This is a genomic window from Pseudonocardia lutea, assembly GCF_042658055.1.
Lineage (GTDB): Bacteria > Actinomycetota > Actinomycetes > Mycobacteriales > Pseudonocardiaceae > Pseudonocardia > Pseudonocardia lutea.
On sequence record NZ_JBHSQK010000007.1, the window covers coordinates 302,565 to 318,063 of the forward strand.

Here is a 15,499-nt window from a genome sequence, read left to right on the forward strand (position 1 = left end):
CGGCGGGCCCGAGCCGTACGACTGGAGATAGGCGATGGTCTTCCCACCGCCATCGCCGTTGCCGTTGCCGTTGCCGGAGTCACCCGAACCGCAGCCGGCCGCGACGACGCGGATCCCCGCCACCGCCGCCGTGCCGCTCGCGCGAGCCCACCTCCTGGTCGTCGTCGTCCTCTCGATGGTCAAAATCGGGCCCTCACCACCGTCTTCGGAGTGGTCAGGAGCCACTCGTCATCAGCCTGCTCGATGGCCCGCACCGGCTGCTGGAAACGGACCGTGGCACCACGACGTCGGGCCAGGTCGAGATAGGTCGTGGTGACAGAGTTGGATCGACGATGCCGTCGGCCCTCCCCCAGGTGCAGCCTCCGAGACCCGAGGTGTCGAAGGACGAGTGCCGCTGGGCTTTTTGACGGGGAGGGGACGTCCACGTGTGCTACGAGCGAACGTTGCAGCTCCACGGCCTCCAGCTGCGCGTCCCAGCTCCTCAGGCACCAACAGCAGGTAGCCCGATGCCTCGTAGCCGACGTCCACGCCGTGCGGTGACTCGAAGTCGCGGTATGTCTGGATGCTCTTCCAGGACAGCATGACGTTGGTGGCGTCTGCCCACTGGGTACGGATCGAAGCGAACGAGCGGCCGGTGATCTCCATGTCCGGTCCCTCGTTGGCTTCGAGCACGGTGACATCCAGGCCCCGCGGAGCGGTGGAAGGCGCAGCTGGCACCGATGATGCCGGCGCCGACATCGGCGACCTCCACCTGTTCTACGGGCGCGGCCCGTTGACGGCGGCACCGGTCACGACGACCGCCCGCACGTCGTCGCGATCGTTGACCTCACCGAACGTGCGCTCCAGCTCGTTCGTCCGCCATCTCGAAGGTGAAGGCGTTGAGGTGCTCGGAGCGGTTCAGCGTGACGACGAGGATGCCATCCTGGACCTCGTGGCTCAGCGTCGTGAAGCCGCTCACCGGGCGATCGCCGCCATCAGCCCGGGCAGCTGCGCGCCGATGAGCTGCTCGGCCTCGGCGACGATGTCCTCGACGATCTCGCGGCACGACTTCACCGAGTCGATCAGGCCCTGGGCCTGCCCCGCCCACCACAACCCGTCCTCCATGTTCCCCTCGGTCAGCACCCGGGACCGGCCCCGTGCACCCGACGCGAGCTCGGCGATGTCGTCGAACGTCGCGCCCGGTCTGGCCGACCGCGCGACGATCTCCTCGGAGATCGCGTTGCGGGCGACGCGTGCGGTGTTGTTGAACTCCCGGAACACGAGCTGGGTGTCGAGCTCGCTGTTGCGGACGATCTGGTCCTTCACCTTCTGGTGGACGGGAGCCTCGTCGCTGGCGACGAAGCGGGTACCCATGTTTATCGCGGACGCGCCCAGCGCGAGAGCAGCCACGAGCCCCGAACCGGTGGCGAACCCGCCGCTCGCGATGACCGGGACCCGGAGGCGGCGCACGGCGGCCGGAATGAGGATCAGACCGGGGACGTCATCCTTCCCCGGATGTCCCGCGCACTCGAACCCGTCGATGCTGATCGCGTCGACGCCCAGCTGCTCGGCCTTCAGCGCGTGCCGCACGCTCACGGCCTTGTGGATCACCTTGACACCCGCCGCGTTGAACGCCGCGACGTGCTCGACCGGGTTGCTACCGGCCGTCTCCACGACCTCGATGCCACTGTCGATTATGGCGGCGCGGTACTCGGCGTAGGGGACGGGCTTCAGGGTGGGCAGGAGCGTGAGGTTGACCCCGAACGGCCTGTCGGTCATCTCCCGGCACCGGGCGATCTCCTTGGCCAGCGCGTCGGGTGTCGGCTGGGTCAGCGCGGTGAGGAACCCCAGCGCCCCGGCATCGGCGACCGCGGCGATCAGGTCCGCGGTGCCGACGGCGGTCAGACCGCCGCACAGGACCGGGTGGGTAATGCCGAAGGTTTCTGTGAAACGGGTTCTCAACACCGGTTGTCCAATCGTCCTCGAGGCTTCTGCACAGCGCGGCGTGTGCGGTGGGGCCGTGCCGGTCCGGGCGAATGGCGCACCGCGAGCACACTGGCAGCGGCCGCGCTCGATCGGGCAGCCGCCCGGGGGAGAACAACGCTAAGCAGACGCTTAGCGTATGAGGGCTGGCGAGGCCCTGTCAACGCGAGCCGCGGTAGCGTCGAACCAGCCACAGGGAAGGTCGACGTGTCTGACTCACCGAAGGACGAGAGCGCAGGCAGCGCGACGGCGGAGTACCTCAGATCGGGACTGCACCCGCTGCACCCGTTGCCGCCGACGGAATCGGATGCGCGACGCCGGCTGCTCGTGGCCGCCCGGGACTGCTTCGCCGAGGACGGGTACCAGGGCACCTCCACCCGCATGATCGCCGGACGAGCCGGCATGAGCCCCGCCGCCATGTACATCCACTACCCGTCGAAACAGGCCGTCCTGCTCAAGCTGTGCCTGCTCGGCCACGCGGCCGCGTTCGAGGCCCTCCGCCACGGCGCCGAGCTGGGCAATGACCCGCGCTCCCGGCTGAAGGGTGCGGTGTACGCCTTCGCCTTCTGGCACGCCGAGAGCCCGATGCTGGGCCGCGTCGTGCAGTGGGAGGTCGCCTCGCTCGAGCCCGTCAACTTCGAGCTCGTCGCGACCCAGCGCAGGACAATCGAGGCCTACGTGCGGGGCATCCTCGACCAGGGCGCGCAGCACGGTGCCTTCTCGGTGATGGACCTGCACCTGACGACCGTCGGGATCCTGTCGCTGTGCATCGACCTCGCGCGCTGGGTCCCGCTGCGGCCCGCCTCAAGCCCGTCGTCGATCGCCGCGACCTACGCCGCCCTCGCCGAGCGGATGGTCTCCGCCTCGCCACCCTGAGCAACTGCTTAGTTGCGCGCTCGCGCCTGCGGCGTCGCTCGCCGGACCGTCTCGTGCGCGCTGCCCACCTCCTCGTAGGACGCCGCCATCGATCCCAGGATCCGCAGCGCCTCGGCCGAGCTCGAGCCCGGCTCGGCCATATACGTGACCAGCATCTGGTTCGGCGCGCCCGGCGTCGTCCAGGCGACATAGGACAGGTCGATGTCGCCGACCTCGGGGTGCCGCAGCAGGTTCATCCCGGTGGTCTTCTCGAAGACATGGTGCTCGGCCCAGAGCCGCCGGAACGTCTCGCTACGGACGGCTAGCTCCCCGACCAGTGCGGCGAGGCGCGGATTGTCCGGGTCCTCCCCCGCCGTCTTGCGCAGGATGCCGACGGTGCCGCGTGCCGACGACTCCCAGTCCCGGTGCCGCGCAGCGGTCTCCTCGTCGAGGAAGAGCAGCCAGGCCGAGTTGCGTTCGGCCTCGGGCAGGGCGCCGTAGTCAACGAACACGGCGCAGGCCAGCCGGTTCCAGCCGATCACCTGCATCGTGCGGGTCATCACGAGCGCCGGCACGGTGAGGGTCTCGAGGAACTGGCGCGTCAGGTCGGGCATGCGCTCCTTGACCGGGCGCCCCACGGGTCGGGGCCGGGGGTGGGCCAGGTCGTAGAGGTGGGCCCGTTGGGTGTCGTCAAGCTGGAGGGCACGGGCGATGGAGTCGAGCAGGGACTCGGTGGGCCGGCCGCCGCGGCCCTGTTCGAGCCGGACGTAGTAGTCGGTCGACACGCCGATGAGCGCGGCCAGTTCCTCGCGGCGCAGCCCGGGAACCCGGCGGCGTCCGGTCGCCGGCAGCCCGGCGGAGGCCGGTGACACGGCTGCCCGTCGGGCTTGCAGGAACTCCCCGAGCTCGGACTTCCACTCACCGGGCCTCGTTGCGCTCATGGCATCAGTGTGCGGCCGCTCGCACGATCTTGGGTAGACATTCCAGTACCCCGGTTCGGCAGGCCGAGGTACGTACCAACCCTGAATAGCCGGCCCCGGGTCCTCCACCCTGGACGCATGGCTTCCGATCTCTCGACGTCGGTGCGCTCGCCGGCTCGACTCTCCATCGGGGCGGTCCTGCTCGCCTCGTTCTTCCTGCCCTTCGCCGTGACGGGGCCGGCGATCGTCCTGCCCGACATGGCGGCTGACCTGCAGGCGTCCGCCGCCGGCACCCAGTGGGTGCAAAACTCCTACAACGCGATCTTCGCCGCCACCGTGCTCGCCACCGGAAGCCTGGCGGACCGGTTCGGGCGAAAGCGCGTGCTGCGCATCGGCATCGCGACCTTTGCGCTCGCAATGGCGCTGATCGCGGTCTCCTCCGACATCGTCGTCATCGACGTGCTGCGCGGCGTGCAGGGCCTGGCCGCCGGGGCCACGGTCTCGGCCGGCTCGGCCGTGCTGGCCCACGCCACCTCCGGGGCGCAGCGGGTCCGCGTGTTCGGCATGCTCGGCGCCGCCTTCGGCGGCGGCACGGCCGCCGGCCCCCTGATCGCGGGTGCGCTCGCTCCCCTGGGTTGGCGGTCGATCTTCGTGGTGATCGCGGTCGGCACCGCGCTGGCGTTCGTCGCCGCCCGCTACGCCCACGAGTCGCGCGACCAGTCCGCGCCCCGGCCGGACCTGCCCGGCATGGCCTGCTTCGGCGGGGCCCTGCTGCTGCTGTCTCTGGCCTTCGTCACCAGCGGGACCGACGGCTGGCTGGGCACCTGGACCCTGGTGGAGTTCGGCGGCACCGTCGTACTGCTGGTCGCCTTCGTTCTCGTCGAGCTCCGCAGCAGCCACCCAATGTTCGACATCCGCCTGTTCCGCCGGCCCGCGTTCACCGCCCTGATGTGCCTGCCGTTCTCGGTGACCTTCGGCCTGGCAGCGATGAACGTCTTCCTGCCCATCTTCCTCCAGAGCGGCGGGGCCAGCCCGTTGGAGGCCGCGGTCGAGCTGATCCCGCTGGAGGTCCCCGTGCTCCTGGTGCCGCTGGCCGCCCGCTGGCTCACCTCGCGCTGGTCGGTCCGCACCCTGCTGGTCGCCGGCCCGGTCCTCATCGGTGTGGGCAGCATCGCGCTCATCGTGATGGACCGCGGCAGCTCACCGTGGGTGTCGACGCTGCCGCTGCTGCTCGTCGGCGTCGGCGTCGGCATCGCGTTCTCCGTCATGGACAACGCCGCGGTCAGCACAGTCCCAGTGGACAAGGCCGGCTCGGCCGCGGGCATGTTCAACACCATGCGGATCACCGGCGAATCCCTCGCCGTCGCCGCCACCGCCGCCGTCCTCATCTCGCTCACCGCCGCCCGCACCTCCCTCGAACAGGCGGAGGCCGCGGTGCAGGGTCAGCGGATTCCGGAGCCGACCGGGTACGCGTTCGCCGACGCCCTACACGTCGTCGTCATCGGCCTGGGTGTGCTCGCCCTCGCCGGAGCGGCCATCACCGGATGGGCCCTGCGCCACTCGCACCAGACCGAGGCCACCGAGGCGCGGATGGCCGGAGCAGCCTGACCTGACGCCACCCGTGGACGACCCCGCCGCCCACCCCCATGCCAAGCAGGCCCGGGGAAACGGGTGCCCGTGAACTCACTTCCGAGGAGAAATCGCTCGTGCCACACCACAATCGCCAGGACGGCCCCGAGGTCCTCGGCTCCGCCGTCGTCGTCGGGGCCTCGCTCGCGGGGCTGATGAGCGCGCTGACCCTGTCGCGCATCGGGCTGCAAGTGACGATGCTGGAGCGCTCGGCCCGCAAGGTGCGGACGGGGGCCGCCCTGCCCGTCAGCGACGGGCTGCTGGAACGCCTGACCGGTCGGCGCACGCACGGGCGGACGGCCGGAATCCCCTCGGGCGGGCAGGCCTGGGCCGACGTGCACGCCGCCCTCGGCTCCGCCGTCCGCGACGACCCCAACATCTCCCTCCGGTCCCCCGTGCGGGTGACCGACGTGGGCCAGGACGACGGCTCGGCCTGGGTCGTGACCGAGGACGGCGAGCAGGTGCAGGGCGACATCGTCGTCGGGGCCGACGGCCACGCAAGCGTCGTGCGCCGCCGGGTGGTCCCCGACGCGCCCGACGCGACGTTCTCCGGATACCTCATCTGGCTCGGCCTCGTCGACGAGGCCGACATCGTGTCCCGTCCCTGGCACTCGGATCTCGCGATCCTCTACGAACGCGACTACTGCCTCAACGCCTACTACCTGCCCGGAGCGGACGGGTCGCGCGCGCGGGGCGAGCGGCGCCTAGGCTGGGGGTGGTACGACTCGGGTCGCAACGACCTGCTGCGCTCCAGCGGGGCCGTCGAGGGCAACATCGTCCAGCGCACCCTCCGCGCCCCCGACGTCCCCGACGCCACGTTCGACGAGCTGGCCAAAGAGGCACAGGAGATCTGGCCCGACCCCTGGCGCGAGGCCATCGTCGACTGCATCACCCGCCGCGACGTCATCGGCACCCCCATCGGCGAGTACATGCCGTCGCAGCTGACGGCGGGGCGCGTGTGCCTCGTCGGCGACGCCGCCCACCTCCCCTCCCCGATGACCGGCAGCGGCTTCAGCGCGTCGGCGGAGGACGCCCTCGCCCTCGCGGACGCGCTGGCGGACACAGTGGACCGGCCGGATGGCTTCGCGGCCGGGCTGACCCGCTACGGGGCGGTGCGGCTCGACGCGGCCCGGTCGCTGGTCCGCTCCGGCCAGAGCTTCAACCGGTCCTTCGCCCCCCGCGGGGCCGCACAGTAGGCACCGCACGGCAGGCACCGCCCGACGGTCGCCGGAACGGCTCAGCCAGCGGCGACCGTCGGCTGCAACACGGCCTCGACGAGCGCCTCCGACCGAAGGTGGGTGCCCGTCTGGTACTCGGGATCGCGGACCATCTCGGAGAAGGCCCGGCGGCTCGGGTAGCGCACCAGCAGCACCGCGTCCCAGTCCTGGCCGGCCTCGGCCACGACCGGGGCGCGGCCGTAGCCGTAGTAGACGACCTCGGCGCCGAAGCGGGCCGTCGTCCGCCGGAAGTGCGCGATGTACTCGTCGTAGGTGGCCCGCCCGCCTTCGACGAAGCGCAACAGGTTCAGCATGGTGACGGGCTCGTCCGGGCTCTCGGCCAGGAACACCTTCATGTCCGCACCAGTGGGGTCGATTGCCATGTACCACTCCTCACACGTGAACGCCGCAGCTCATCGGACGGCGTCCGACGGCCGGAGGCCGACCGCGACCACGACGATGACGACCAGCGTGATCACGACGTCCACCACGAGGGCGAGGTGGATGCCCGAGAGCAGGTCGCCCCGGAGCGCCATCACGCCGCCGAGCACCGGCACGCCGAGTGCGGTCGCGGTCCGCTGGCTCACCGTCACCAGGCCGGTAGCGAGGCCCGCGTCGGCGTCCGGCACGTCCGTCGTGGCCGTGACGGTCGCCGCGACGACCGAGGTGATGTGGCCGAAGAACCCGATGAAGAGCGCCGGGATCAGGAGCCACAGCCACACCACTCCGTGGCCGAGCAAGAGGAGCGGCGCGGTGAATCCACCCTGGACACACATCGCCGTCAGCAGCACGGGGCGGGCGCCGCGGTGTCCGATGACCCGGCCCGCGACGACGCCGGCCGCGATCGAGGCGAGCCCGGGGACGCCGAAGACCAGACCCGTCTGCAGCGGCCCGAGGTGCAGCACCTCCTGCATGTAGATGGTCATGAGGAAGATCAGGCCGGCTTCCATGGAGAAGATCGTGAGCACCGCGAGGTTGCCCAGCCTGACCGACCGCCTGACCAGGAGGTCGAGGGCGACGAGCGGCACGGGCGCCCGTCGCTCGATCGAGACGAAGGCGACCAGCAGGACGACCCCGGCGAGCAACGCCGGCAGGGAGCGCTCGGTGATGCCGAAGACGACACCGAGGAGTCCCGCGGTGACCGTCGCCGCCCCGGCGACGTCGAGCCGCACTCCGCCGGGAGATCGGCTCACCGGCACCACGAACAGGGTCAGCAGCAGGATCACGAGGGCGACAGGAACGTTGACCAGGAACGCCCACCGCCAGCTCAGCCCTCCGACGAGCAGGCCGCCCGCAAGCGCGCCGACCGTGAACCCGCCGGACAGCAGCGCACCGTTGACGCCCAGCATGCGGGCCCGCAGCCGCTTGTCGGGGAAGCTCGTGATGAGCAGGGACAGCGCCGCCGGCGCCGTGGCCGCCGCGGCCACCCCCTGGAGGGCGCGAGCCCCAAGCAGCAGGACGGCGTTGCCGGCGAACCCCCCCAGCAGCGACGCCCCGGCCAGGACGGCGAGCCCGGCCATGAACATCCCGCGGCGACCGAAGACGTCGCCGAGCCGGCCGAACAGCAGGGCCAGCCCGGCGGCGGGCAGCGCGAAAGCCGTCGACACCCACGACAGCCGGTCGACGTCCAGGCCCACGGCGTCCCCGACGACCGGCAACGCGATGTTCAGGATCGAGAAGTCGACCGACAGCATGAAGCTGGCACCGAGAAGGAGCACGGCGATCAATCGCTGGCGGCCGGTCACCGTGCCGTCCCCTCGGCGTTGCCCGGTGTCGTCACGCCCGTCAGTGCGGCAGGTAGCCGTTGGGGTTGAGCACGTACTTGGTGGCGGCGCCGGCGTCGAACTCCGAGTAGCCCCGCGGCGCATCCTCCAGCGGGATCGGCGTCGCGTTCACTGCCTTTGCGATCTGGACCCGGTCGTGCAGGATGGCCATCATCAGCTGCCGATTGTATTTCATGACCGGGCACTGCCCGGTGGTGAACGACAGCGACTTCGCCCAACCGGTCCCGAGCCCGAGGGAGAGGGCGCCCACCTTGGCCGCCAAGTCGACGGCACCCGGGTCGTCGGTGACATAGAGCCCGGGGATGCCGATGGCACCGCCGGCCGCCGTGGCCTGCATCAGCGCGTTGAGGACCGTGGCGGGAGCCTCGGCCGCGTCGGCGCCATGCCCCTGGCTGCGCGCCTCGAAGCCGACGGCGTCGATCGCCGCGTCCACCTCGGGCACGCCGAGCAGCGCCACCAGCTGCTCGGGCACCGATCCGGCCCCGACATCGATCGTCTCGCACCCGAAGCTGCGGGCCTGCTTGAGACGGTCCTCGTTGAGGTCTCCCACCACGACCACCGCAGCGCCGAGCAGCTGCGCGGACGCGGCGGCGGCCAGGCCGACCGGGCCGGCGCCCGCAACGTACACGGTGGACCCGACACCGACCCCGGCGGTGACCGCGCCGTGGAAGCCGGTGGGGAAGATGTCCGACAACATCGTCAGGTCGAGGATCTTCTCCAGCGCCTGGTCGCGGTCCGGGAACTTCAGGGCGTTCCAGTCCGCGTAGGGAACCAGCACGTACTCGGCCTGCCCGCCGACCCAACCGCCCATGTCGACGTAGCCGTAGGCACTGCCGGGACGGTCCGGGTTGACGTTGAGGCAGATGCCGGTCTTGCCGGTCTTGCAGTTGCGGCAGCGTCCGCAGGCGATGTTGAACGGAACCGAGACGATGTCACCGACCTGGAGGACCTCGACGTCGGGACCCACCTCGACCACCTCGCCGGTGATCTCGTGACCGAGGATCAGGCCGACCGGCGCCGTCGTGCGACCCCGCACCATGTGCTGGTCGGAACCGCAGATGTTAGTGGTGACCGTCCTCAGGATGACGCCGTGCGGCACCTTGCGCCCAACGTTAGCAGGGTTGACGCCGGGACCGTCCTTGAGCTCGAAGGTCGGATAGGCGGTGTCGACCACCTCGACCACCCCGGGCCCCTGGTACACAACTGCTCTGTTGCTGGTCATGTGTACTCCTCCACGTTCACGAGCCTCGCCTGCCGGGCCTACCACTCACCGCGCTCGTCCAGCACCCGCCGGAGCACCTCGAGCGCCCTCACGACCACGGGCATCCCGCCGTAGGTCACCTGCTGGAAGATCACCTCGGCCACCTCCTGCCGCGTCGCGCCCACGTTCAGTGCCGCGTGGACGTGGGCGCGTAGCTCCTCCTGACGATCGAGCACCGTCAGGGAGGCGAGCGCGCACATCTCGCGCTCCTTCTGCGAGATCACGTTCCGGCTGTAGAGCCTGCCGGTGAAGAACATGCTGAGCTCGCGCGCCAGGTCCTGGTCGAAGCGCTTCCAGGTGTCGAAACCGACGCCGCTGGGCAGCGTGTGGAACAGCGCCTGCGCGGTGTCCTTCGTCCGCTGCCGCAGCTCGTCGTCCACCGGCCGGGCCGGCCCCTCCCCCGTCGCCGTCACGTGCTCGTCGGGAACGCGAAGCTCGCCTGCGCGGTGCCGGTGCTCTCCCACCGCGTGGTGACGACCTTGGCGCGGGTGTAGAAGCTCACGCCCTCGGGACCGTGGACGTGCTTGTCCCCGAACAGCGACGCCTTCCAGCCACCGAACGAGTAGTAGGCCATGGGCACCGGAACGGGCACGTTCACCCCGATCATCCCGACGTGCACCCCGCGCTGGAACCGGCGCGCGGCTGCGCCGTTGGAGGTGAAGATGGCCGTCCCGTTGCCGTACGGGTTGCTGTTCACCAGCGCGATGGCCTCGTCCAGGGACTCCACCCGGACGACCGACAGCACCGGCCCGAAGATCTCCTCGCGGTAGACGTCCATCTCGGTGGTGACGCCGTCGAGGACGGTCGGCCCCACCCAGAACCCCTCCGGGTACCCGTCGACGCCGAGCCCCCGCCCGTCGACGACCACCTTGGCGCCCTGCTCCTCGCCGCGGTCGACGAGGCCGAGGATCCGCTGCTGGGCCGCCTTGGTGACCACCGGGCCCATGTCGCTGCCGGTGTCGCTCCCGGCGCCCACCCGGACCTCGCGGGCCTTGCGGCTCACGGCCTCGAGCACCCGGTCGCCTGCGTCCCCGACCAGGACGGCCGCGGAGATCGCCATGCACCGCTCGCCGGCGGAGCCAAACGCCGCCGCCGCCAGGTGGTCGGAGACGAACTCGGGGTCGGCGTCGGACGGCACCACGGCGTGGTTCTTGGCTCCCCCGAGCGCCTGCACGCGCTTCCCGGACGCCGACGCGCGCTCGTGGATGTACTTCGCGATCGGGGTCGACCCGACGAACGAGACCGCGGCGATGTCCGGCGAGTCGAGGATCGCGTCGACCGCCTCCTTGTCGCCCTGCACGACGTTGAAGACACCGTCCGGCAGACCGGCCCGCTTCCACAGATCGGCGATCAGCAGCGACGCGGAGGGATCGCGCTCGCTCGGCTTGAGGACGAACGTGTTTCCGCAGGCGATCGCGACGGGGAACATCCACATCGGGACCATCGCCGGGAAGTTGAAGGGCGTGATCCCCGCGACGACACCGAGCGGCTCCCGGTAGGAGAACACGTCGACACTCGTGGAGACCTGGTCGGAGTACTCCCCTTTCAGCAGCGCCGGGATACCGCAGGCGAACTCGATGACCTCCTGGCCGCGCTGCACCTCGCCGAGCGCGTCGCTCAGCACCTTGCCGTGCTCGCTCGTGATCAGCGCCGCCAGCTCGTCGGCGTTCTGCGAGAGGAGCTCACGGAACGAGAACAGGATGCGCGATCGCCTGCTGAGCGAGGTCTGGGACCAGGACTCGAAGGCCTGGGAGGCAGCCGCGACGGCCGCCTCCACGTCCGTGGCGGAGGCGAGCAGGACCTCCGCCTGCTGCTGTCCGGTCGCGGGGTCGAAGACCGGTGCGCGTCGCTCGGACTCCCCCACAACGGCTTCGCCCGCGATCCAGTGCGTGATGGTCGACAAGACCGCTCCTCGTGGTGAGATCTGAAGTCGGCGGGCTAGGAGCCACACCAGGTTCGCGGAGAGGCCCGACGGGCCTCTCCGCGGGCGGAATGTATTCACCCTAGTATACCTGTGATGTCGCAGACAACCACGCAAGGCCGATCGCCAGCCGCGCGGTCGTCAGCCGCCGGTGACCTCGTGGGACGGCGGCCAGGACGGGATCTCACCGAGCCCGTTCGGGATGCGCAGGCTCTTGCTGAAGCCGAACTCGCCCAGGGTCTCCAGGGCGTGCTCCCGGCCGTAGCCGCTCGCGCCGATGCCGCCGAACGGGACGCCGACGGACTTCCGGTTGTAGTGGTTCACGTACACGATCCCGCAGCGCATGGCGTTGCTGACCCGCATGGCGCGGCCGTTGTCGCGGCTAAAGACGCTGGCCACCAGCCCGAACGCGGTGCCGTTGGCGATCTCGACGGCCTCGTCCTCGGTCTCGAACCGGATCATGGCCGTGACCGGCCCGAAGATCTCCTCCTGCGCCACCCGCATGTCCGGGGTGACCCCGGTCAGGAGCGTAGGCCGCACGTAGTAGCCACCCGCGAGGCGGGGGTCGTCCGGCAGGTCGGCCTGCGCGGCGATGACCGCACCCTCGGCCACGCCGATGTCGAGGTAGTTCAGCACGCGCTGCTGCTGGGCCTCGGTGACCATCGGCCCGACGTGGGTGCCCGCGTCGGCGCCGTCGCCCACGCGCAGGCGGGCGACCGCGGCCCCCAGCCGCTGCGCGATCTCGTCGTAGATGCTCGAGTGCACCAGAATGCGCGAGGCGGCCGTGCAGGCCTCGCCCTGGTTGAAGAACGCCGCCTCGACGATCCACGGGACGACCTCGTCCAGGTCGACGTCGTCGAAGACGATGAACGGGTTCTTGCCGCCCAGCTCGAGCAGGGCCGGGGTGAGGTTCTCCGCAGCGGTCTTCAGCACGAGCCTGGCCGTGTCGGGCGAGCCGGTGAAGGAGATCTTCTTGACCAGCGGGTGGCTCGCCACCGCGGCACCGACCGATCCCCGGCCCGGGACGACGTGCACGACGTCGTCGGGCAGGACCTCCTCGATGAGCTCGATGATCCGCAGCACCGACAGCGGGGCCTGCTCCGGCGGCTTGAGGACGACCGCGTTGCCCGTGGCGAGCGCGGGCGCGATCTTGCCGGCGGTGTGGTTCGGCGGCCAGTTGAACGGCACAATGGCCCCGATGACGCCGTAGGGCTCCAGCGTGGTGATGTCGAGCAGCGGCCCGTTGTTGGTCGCGTGGCTCGGGTGAGCCGCCATCATCCCGGCGTACATCTCGAAGAGCCCCACCGCGGCCTCGCAGTCGAAGCTGCGCGCCTGGGTGGTCGGCTTGCCGTTGTCGCTCGTCTCGAGCGCCGCGATCTCGTCGGCGTGCTCGCGGAGCACCTGGGCGATGCGGTGCATGTAGCGGGCGCGCTCCAGCGGCGGGCGTTCCTTCCACACCAGGTGGCCGGCGTGCGCCGCCCGCACGGCCGCGTCGACCTCGTCGGGACCCGAGCCCTGGATGACGGCGATCGTCTCGCCGGTCGCCGGGTTCTGGACCTCGAAGACGTCGTCGTCGTTCATCGACGACCAGCGCACGCGGATCCGCTGCTGCTGGGTCGTGGTCGCGGTCATATCGCCTCCTTCGTTGTCGGTCCCAGCGTGTCCCAGTCCCCGCCGCGCAGGAACCGCCAACGACCGATGGCCGGCTTAGGCGTGATCTATACCGGCGTGACCTACACCGACAGTCCGCCCGCGACGGAGGTGAGCTCTTTCCGCAGCCAGCGGTGCCCGGCGTCCTCGCCGAACTGCGGATGCCACCACAGCGCGAGCAGCAGCGGATCCAGGTCGACCGGACACCGCAGGACCCGCAGCCGGCCGCTCTCACCGGAACGGTCGAGCATGCCCCTGTGCACGATGGCGATCCGGTCCGTGCCCTCCACGAACCGCGGCACGACGAGGTAGGAGTCGACGACGACCGCGATGTGGGGCTCGATCCCGGCCTGCCGGAGCCGGCGCAGCGCGAGCGGTTCCCACAGCGGCGCGTTCGGCCCGGAGTGACCCGCGACGGCGACCCAGGGCAGGGCGGCGAGATCGTCGCGGGTGAGCTCCTTTTCCACGCGCGTGTTGCCCGAGTCCACGAGACAGACCCACTCCGCTGTGCAGAGGTCCACGTGCGGCACTTCCCGGAAGTCGCCGTGCGGTGCGAGCACGCCGTCGACGGTCCGGAGCGCGTCGAGCGTCTCGGCCTGGCCGACGGCGAAACGACCGAACCGGACCCGCACGGGCGAGCCGGACGAGGCGACGGATGCCGCCAGCGCAGCGCCCACGGTGGCGATCCAGTAGTCGCCCGCGACCAGCCTGAACTCACGGGTGGACGTTCGGGGATCGAAGACCGTCGTACTCGTGAAGAGCCGCTCGGCAGCTCCCAGCGCGGCCGTCGCCAGCGGGAGCAGCTCCGTCGCCAGCGGCGTGAGCCCGGGCCGTGACCCGTCCCGGACGATGAGCTCGTCCCCGAAGTGGCGACGGAGCCGCCGAAGGGCGGCGGACACAGTCGGCTGGCTGAGTCCGAGGTGGTCCGCGGCCCTCGAGACGCTGCGGAACGCCAGCAACGCCTCCAGGTGGGCCATGAGGTTGAGATTGAGGTTGCGCAGCGGCCCAGCGTCCGTCACGTCCATCCCTCCCGAGCGGCGAGTCCGACCATAGACCGCGTCTATAGCCTACCTCCGGGATTCTCCGTACCCCGCGGCGGCGCGCTCGGGCACCCTCGGCGTCGGCAACAGGAAGGCAGACATGATCGTCGACACTCACCATCACTTCGCCCCGCCGACGATGCTCGCCGCCGCGATCGCGGAGCGACCCGAGATCCAGGGGTATCTGGGTGGCACGGTCGCCACGCTCGACGACCGCGTCCGCGAGCTCGACCTCGCCGGCGTCGACATCGCCGTGCTCTCGATGCCGCCGCCTGGGCCGCTGCTGGACCCGGGCGACGACCTCCCCCGCTACCGGGAGCTCATCAGCCGGTCGAACGACGAGCTGCTCGCCGGCGCGACCCAGCGCCCCGATCGGTTCCGGGCCTTCGTCTGCCTGCCCCTGGGGGACCCCGATCCCGCGGCGAGCATCGCCGAGCTCGACCGGGTGCACGACCACCCCCTGGTCCGCGGGGTGATGGCCTTCGCCAACACCAGCGGTCCGACGCTGGACGAGCAGGAGTCGGTGTGCGACGCCATCGCCTCCGCCGGCCTCCCGCTGCAGTTGCACCCCCAGCTCGGCGATCTCTCCCACCATCCCGTCCTCGACGACTTCACGCTGGGCGGGAGCCTGGGGATGATGCTGGAAACGTCGACGATCGCGGCCCGGATGATGCTCTCCGGACTGCTGGACCGGGTGCCGACGCTGACCCTCGTCATCCCGCATCTCGGCGGGGTGCTCCCCTATCTCGCCCAGCGGATGAGCGACCTCAGCGGGAAGGGGCGGGCGCTCGAGGACTCCTCCTACTACCTGCGGGAGCGCTGCCTGCTCGACAACTGCTCGTTCCATCCCCCCGCGCTCCGGTGCGCGGTGGACACAGTGACGGCGGACCGGATCGTGCTCGGCTCCGACTACCCGCAACGAGGCCGGCTCGCCAGAGCCGTCGAGGACATCCGGAAGAGCGAGCTGACGGCCGACGAGCAGCAGGCGATCCTCGGCGGCAACGCCGTGCGTGCCGGGCTGACGTGATCCTCCCGGTCCCGGTCGGCCGGTCGGCCGGGACGCACTCACCAGGCGCGGAGCAGCAGGTCGCGCACCTCGTCCGCATCGGGCGGGCGGGGCCCGCCGTGATGGCCCAGTCGTCCATGGCGTGCCTGACGACCTCGGGGAGGGACTCGTCCGCGACGCCGATCTCCCGCAGCCGGCGGGCACCTCGAAGACGCCGAGCAACCGCTCGATCTCCGCGACGACCCCGTCGGCAC

At 70.9% G+C, this 15,499-nt stretch carries 15 protein-coding genes; 4 read left to right on the forward strand and 11 right to left on the reverse strand.

The window, feature by feature from the left end:
• Nucleotides 1–231: 231 nt before the first annotated feature.
• The 3 genes from ACFQH9_RS04455 to ACFQH9_RS04465 form a co-directional block, all read right to left on the reverse strand.
• A complete protein-coding gene (locus tag ACFQH9_RS04455; RefSeq protein WP_379564457.1) occupies nt 232–738 on the reverse strand; it encodes an FAD-dependent oxidoreductase in 507 nt (168 codons plus the stop codon).
• Between the two features lie 88 nt (nt 739–826).
• Nucleotides 827–958, reverse strand: a complete 132-nt coding sequence (locus tag ACFQH9_RS04460; RefSeq protein ID WP_379564459.1) for a hypothetical protein — start codon at nt 956–958, stop codon at nt 827–829.
• Nucleotides 955–1,944: an NAD(P)H-dependent flavin oxidoreductase gene (locus ACFQH9_RS04465; protein ID WP_379564461.1), complete on the reverse strand. Its 990-nt coding sequence runs from the start codon at nt 1,942–1,944 to the stop codon at nt 955–957. Before ACFQH9_RS04465 ends, ACFQH9_RS04460 begins: the two co-directional genes overlap by 4 nt.
• 225 nt (nt 1,945–2,169) lie before the next feature.
• Between ACFQH9_RS04465 and ACFQH9_RS04470 the strand changes: the two genes are divergently transcribed.
• Nucleotides 2,170–2,838 carry a TetR/AcrR family transcriptional regulator gene (locus ACFQH9_RS04470; RefSeq protein WP_379564463.1) on the forward strand — a complete coding sequence of 223 codons (669 nt, stop codon included), beginning with the start codon at nt 2,170–2,172 and terminating at the stop codon, nt 2,836–2,838.
• An 8-nt stretch (nt 2,839–2,846) separates the two neighbouring features.
• Here ACFQH9_RS04470 and ACFQH9_RS04475 read toward each other — a convergent pair whose 3' ends face one another.
• Nucleotides 2,847–3,758, reverse strand: coding sequence for a helix-turn-helix transcriptional regulator (locus ACFQH9_RS04475; protein WP_379564465.1), 912 nt, complete (start codon nt 3,756–3,758; stop codon nt 2,847–2,849).
• A 117-nt stretch (nt 3,759–3,875) separates the two neighbouring features.
• On the opposite strand from ACFQH9_RS04475, the gene ACFQH9_RS04480 reads away from it, so the two are divergent.
• Nucleotides 3,876–5,345 (forward strand): MFS transporter, encoded by a 1,470-nt coding sequence (locus tag ACFQH9_RS04480; RefSeq protein WP_379564467.1) that lies wholly within the window; start codon nt 3,876–3,878, stop codon nt 5,343–5,345.
• Between the two features lie 98 nt (nt 5,346–5,443).
• Entirely contained in the window at nt 5,444–6,562 is a 1,119-nt protein-coding gene (locus tag ACFQH9_RS04485) for an FAD-dependent monooxygenase (protein ID WP_379564469.1), read from the forward strand.
• Nucleotides 6,563–6,603: 41 nt separating this feature from the next.
• Here ACFQH9_RS04485 and ACFQH9_RS04490 read toward each other — a convergent pair whose 3' ends face one another.
• The 7 genes from ACFQH9_RS04490 to ACFQH9_RS04520 all read right to left on the reverse strand — a co-directional run bounded on the left by ACFQH9_RS04490 (nt 6,604) and on the right by ACFQH9_RS04520 (nt 14,218).
• A complete protein-coding gene (locus ACFQH9_RS04490; RefSeq protein ID WP_379564471.1) occupies nt 6,604–6,966 on the reverse strand; it encodes a DUF1330 domain-containing protein in 363 nt (120 codons plus the stop codon).
• Nucleotides 6,967–6,996: 30 nt separating this feature from the next.
• Nucleotides 6,997–8,328, reverse strand: coding sequence for an MFS transporter (locus tag ACFQH9_RS04495; protein WP_379564473.1), 1,332 nt, complete (start codon nt 8,326–8,328; stop codon nt 6,997–6,999).
• Nucleotides 8,329–8,368: 40 nt separating this feature from the next.
• Nucleotides 8,369–9,589, reverse strand: a complete 1,221-nt coding sequence (gene fdhA, locus ACFQH9_RS04500; protein ID WP_379564554.1) for a formaldehyde dehydrogenase, glutathione-independent — start codon at nt 9,587–9,589, stop codon at nt 8,369–8,371.
• A gap of 38 nt (nt 9,590–9,627) precedes the next feature.
• On the reverse strand, nt 9,628–10,041 hold the full coding sequence (locus ACFQH9_RS04505) for a carboxymuconolactone decarboxylase family protein (protein ID WP_379564475.1): 414 nt from the start codon (nt 10,039–10,041) through the stop codon (nt 9,628–9,630).
• Nucleotides 10,038–11,531, reverse strand: a complete 1,494-nt coding sequence (locus ACFQH9_RS04510) for a CoA-acylating methylmalonate-semialdehyde dehydrogenase (RefSeq protein WP_379564477.1) — start codon at nt 11,529–11,531, stop codon at nt 10,038–10,040. Before ACFQH9_RS04510 ends, ACFQH9_RS04505 begins: the two co-directional genes overlap by 4 nt.
• A 159-nt stretch (nt 11,532–11,690) precedes the next feature.
• Nucleotides 11,691–13,181, reverse strand: a complete 1,491-nt coding sequence (locus ACFQH9_RS04515; protein WP_379564479.1) for an aldehyde dehydrogenase family protein — start codon at nt 13,179–13,181, stop codon at nt 11,691–11,693.
• A 101-nt stretch (nt 13,182–13,282) separates the two neighbouring features.
• Nucleotides 13,283–14,218 (reverse strand): LysR family transcriptional regulator, encoded by a 936-nt coding sequence (locus ACFQH9_RS04520; RefSeq protein WP_379564481.1) that lies wholly within the window; start codon nt 14,216–14,218, stop codon nt 13,283–13,285.
• Between the two features lie 121 nt (nt 14,219–14,339).
• Here ACFQH9_RS04520 and ACFQH9_RS04525 point away from each other — a divergent pair, with 121 nt between their 5' ends.
• On the forward strand, nt 14,340–15,266 hold the full coding sequence (locus ACFQH9_RS04525) for an amidohydrolase family protein (protein WP_379564483.1): 927 nt from the start codon (nt 14,340–14,342) through the stop codon (nt 15,264–15,266).
• Nucleotides 15,267–15,499: the final 233 nt, after the last annotated feature.

What these genes read in the sequence shown, in the direction of transcription:
- ACFQH9_RS04455 (WP_379564457.1), bottom strand. Translation starts at nt 738, where the DNA reads ATGTCGGCGCCGGCATCATCGGTGCCAGCTGCGCCTTCCACCGCTCCG.
- ACFQH9_RS04475 (WP_379564465.1), bottom strand. Translation starts at nt 3,758, where the DNA reads ATGAGCGCAACGAGGCCCGGTGAGTGGAAGTCCGAGCTCGGGGAGTTC.
- ACFQH9_RS04480 (WP_379564467.1), top strand. Translation starts at nt 3,876, where the DNA reads ATGGCTTCCGATCTCTCGACGTCGGTGCGCTCGCCGGCTCGACTCTCC.
- ACFQH9_RS04490 (WP_379564471.1), bottom strand. Translation starts at nt 6,966, where the DNA reads ATGGCAATCGACCCCACTGGTGCGGACATGAAGGTGTTCCTGGCCGAG.
- fdhA (WP_379564554.1), bottom strand. Translation starts at nt 9,589, where the DNA reads ATGACCAGCAACAGAGCAGTTGTGTACCAGGGGCCCGGGGTGGTCGAG.
- ACFQH9_RS04515 (WP_379564479.1), bottom strand. Translation starts at nt 13,181, where the DNA reads ATGACCGCGACCACGACCCAGCAGCAGCGGATCCGCGTGCGCTGGTCG.
- ACFQH9_RS04525 (WP_379564483.1), top strand. Translation starts at nt 14,340, where the DNA reads ATGATCGTCGACACTCACCATCACTTCGCCCCGCCGACGATGCTCGCC.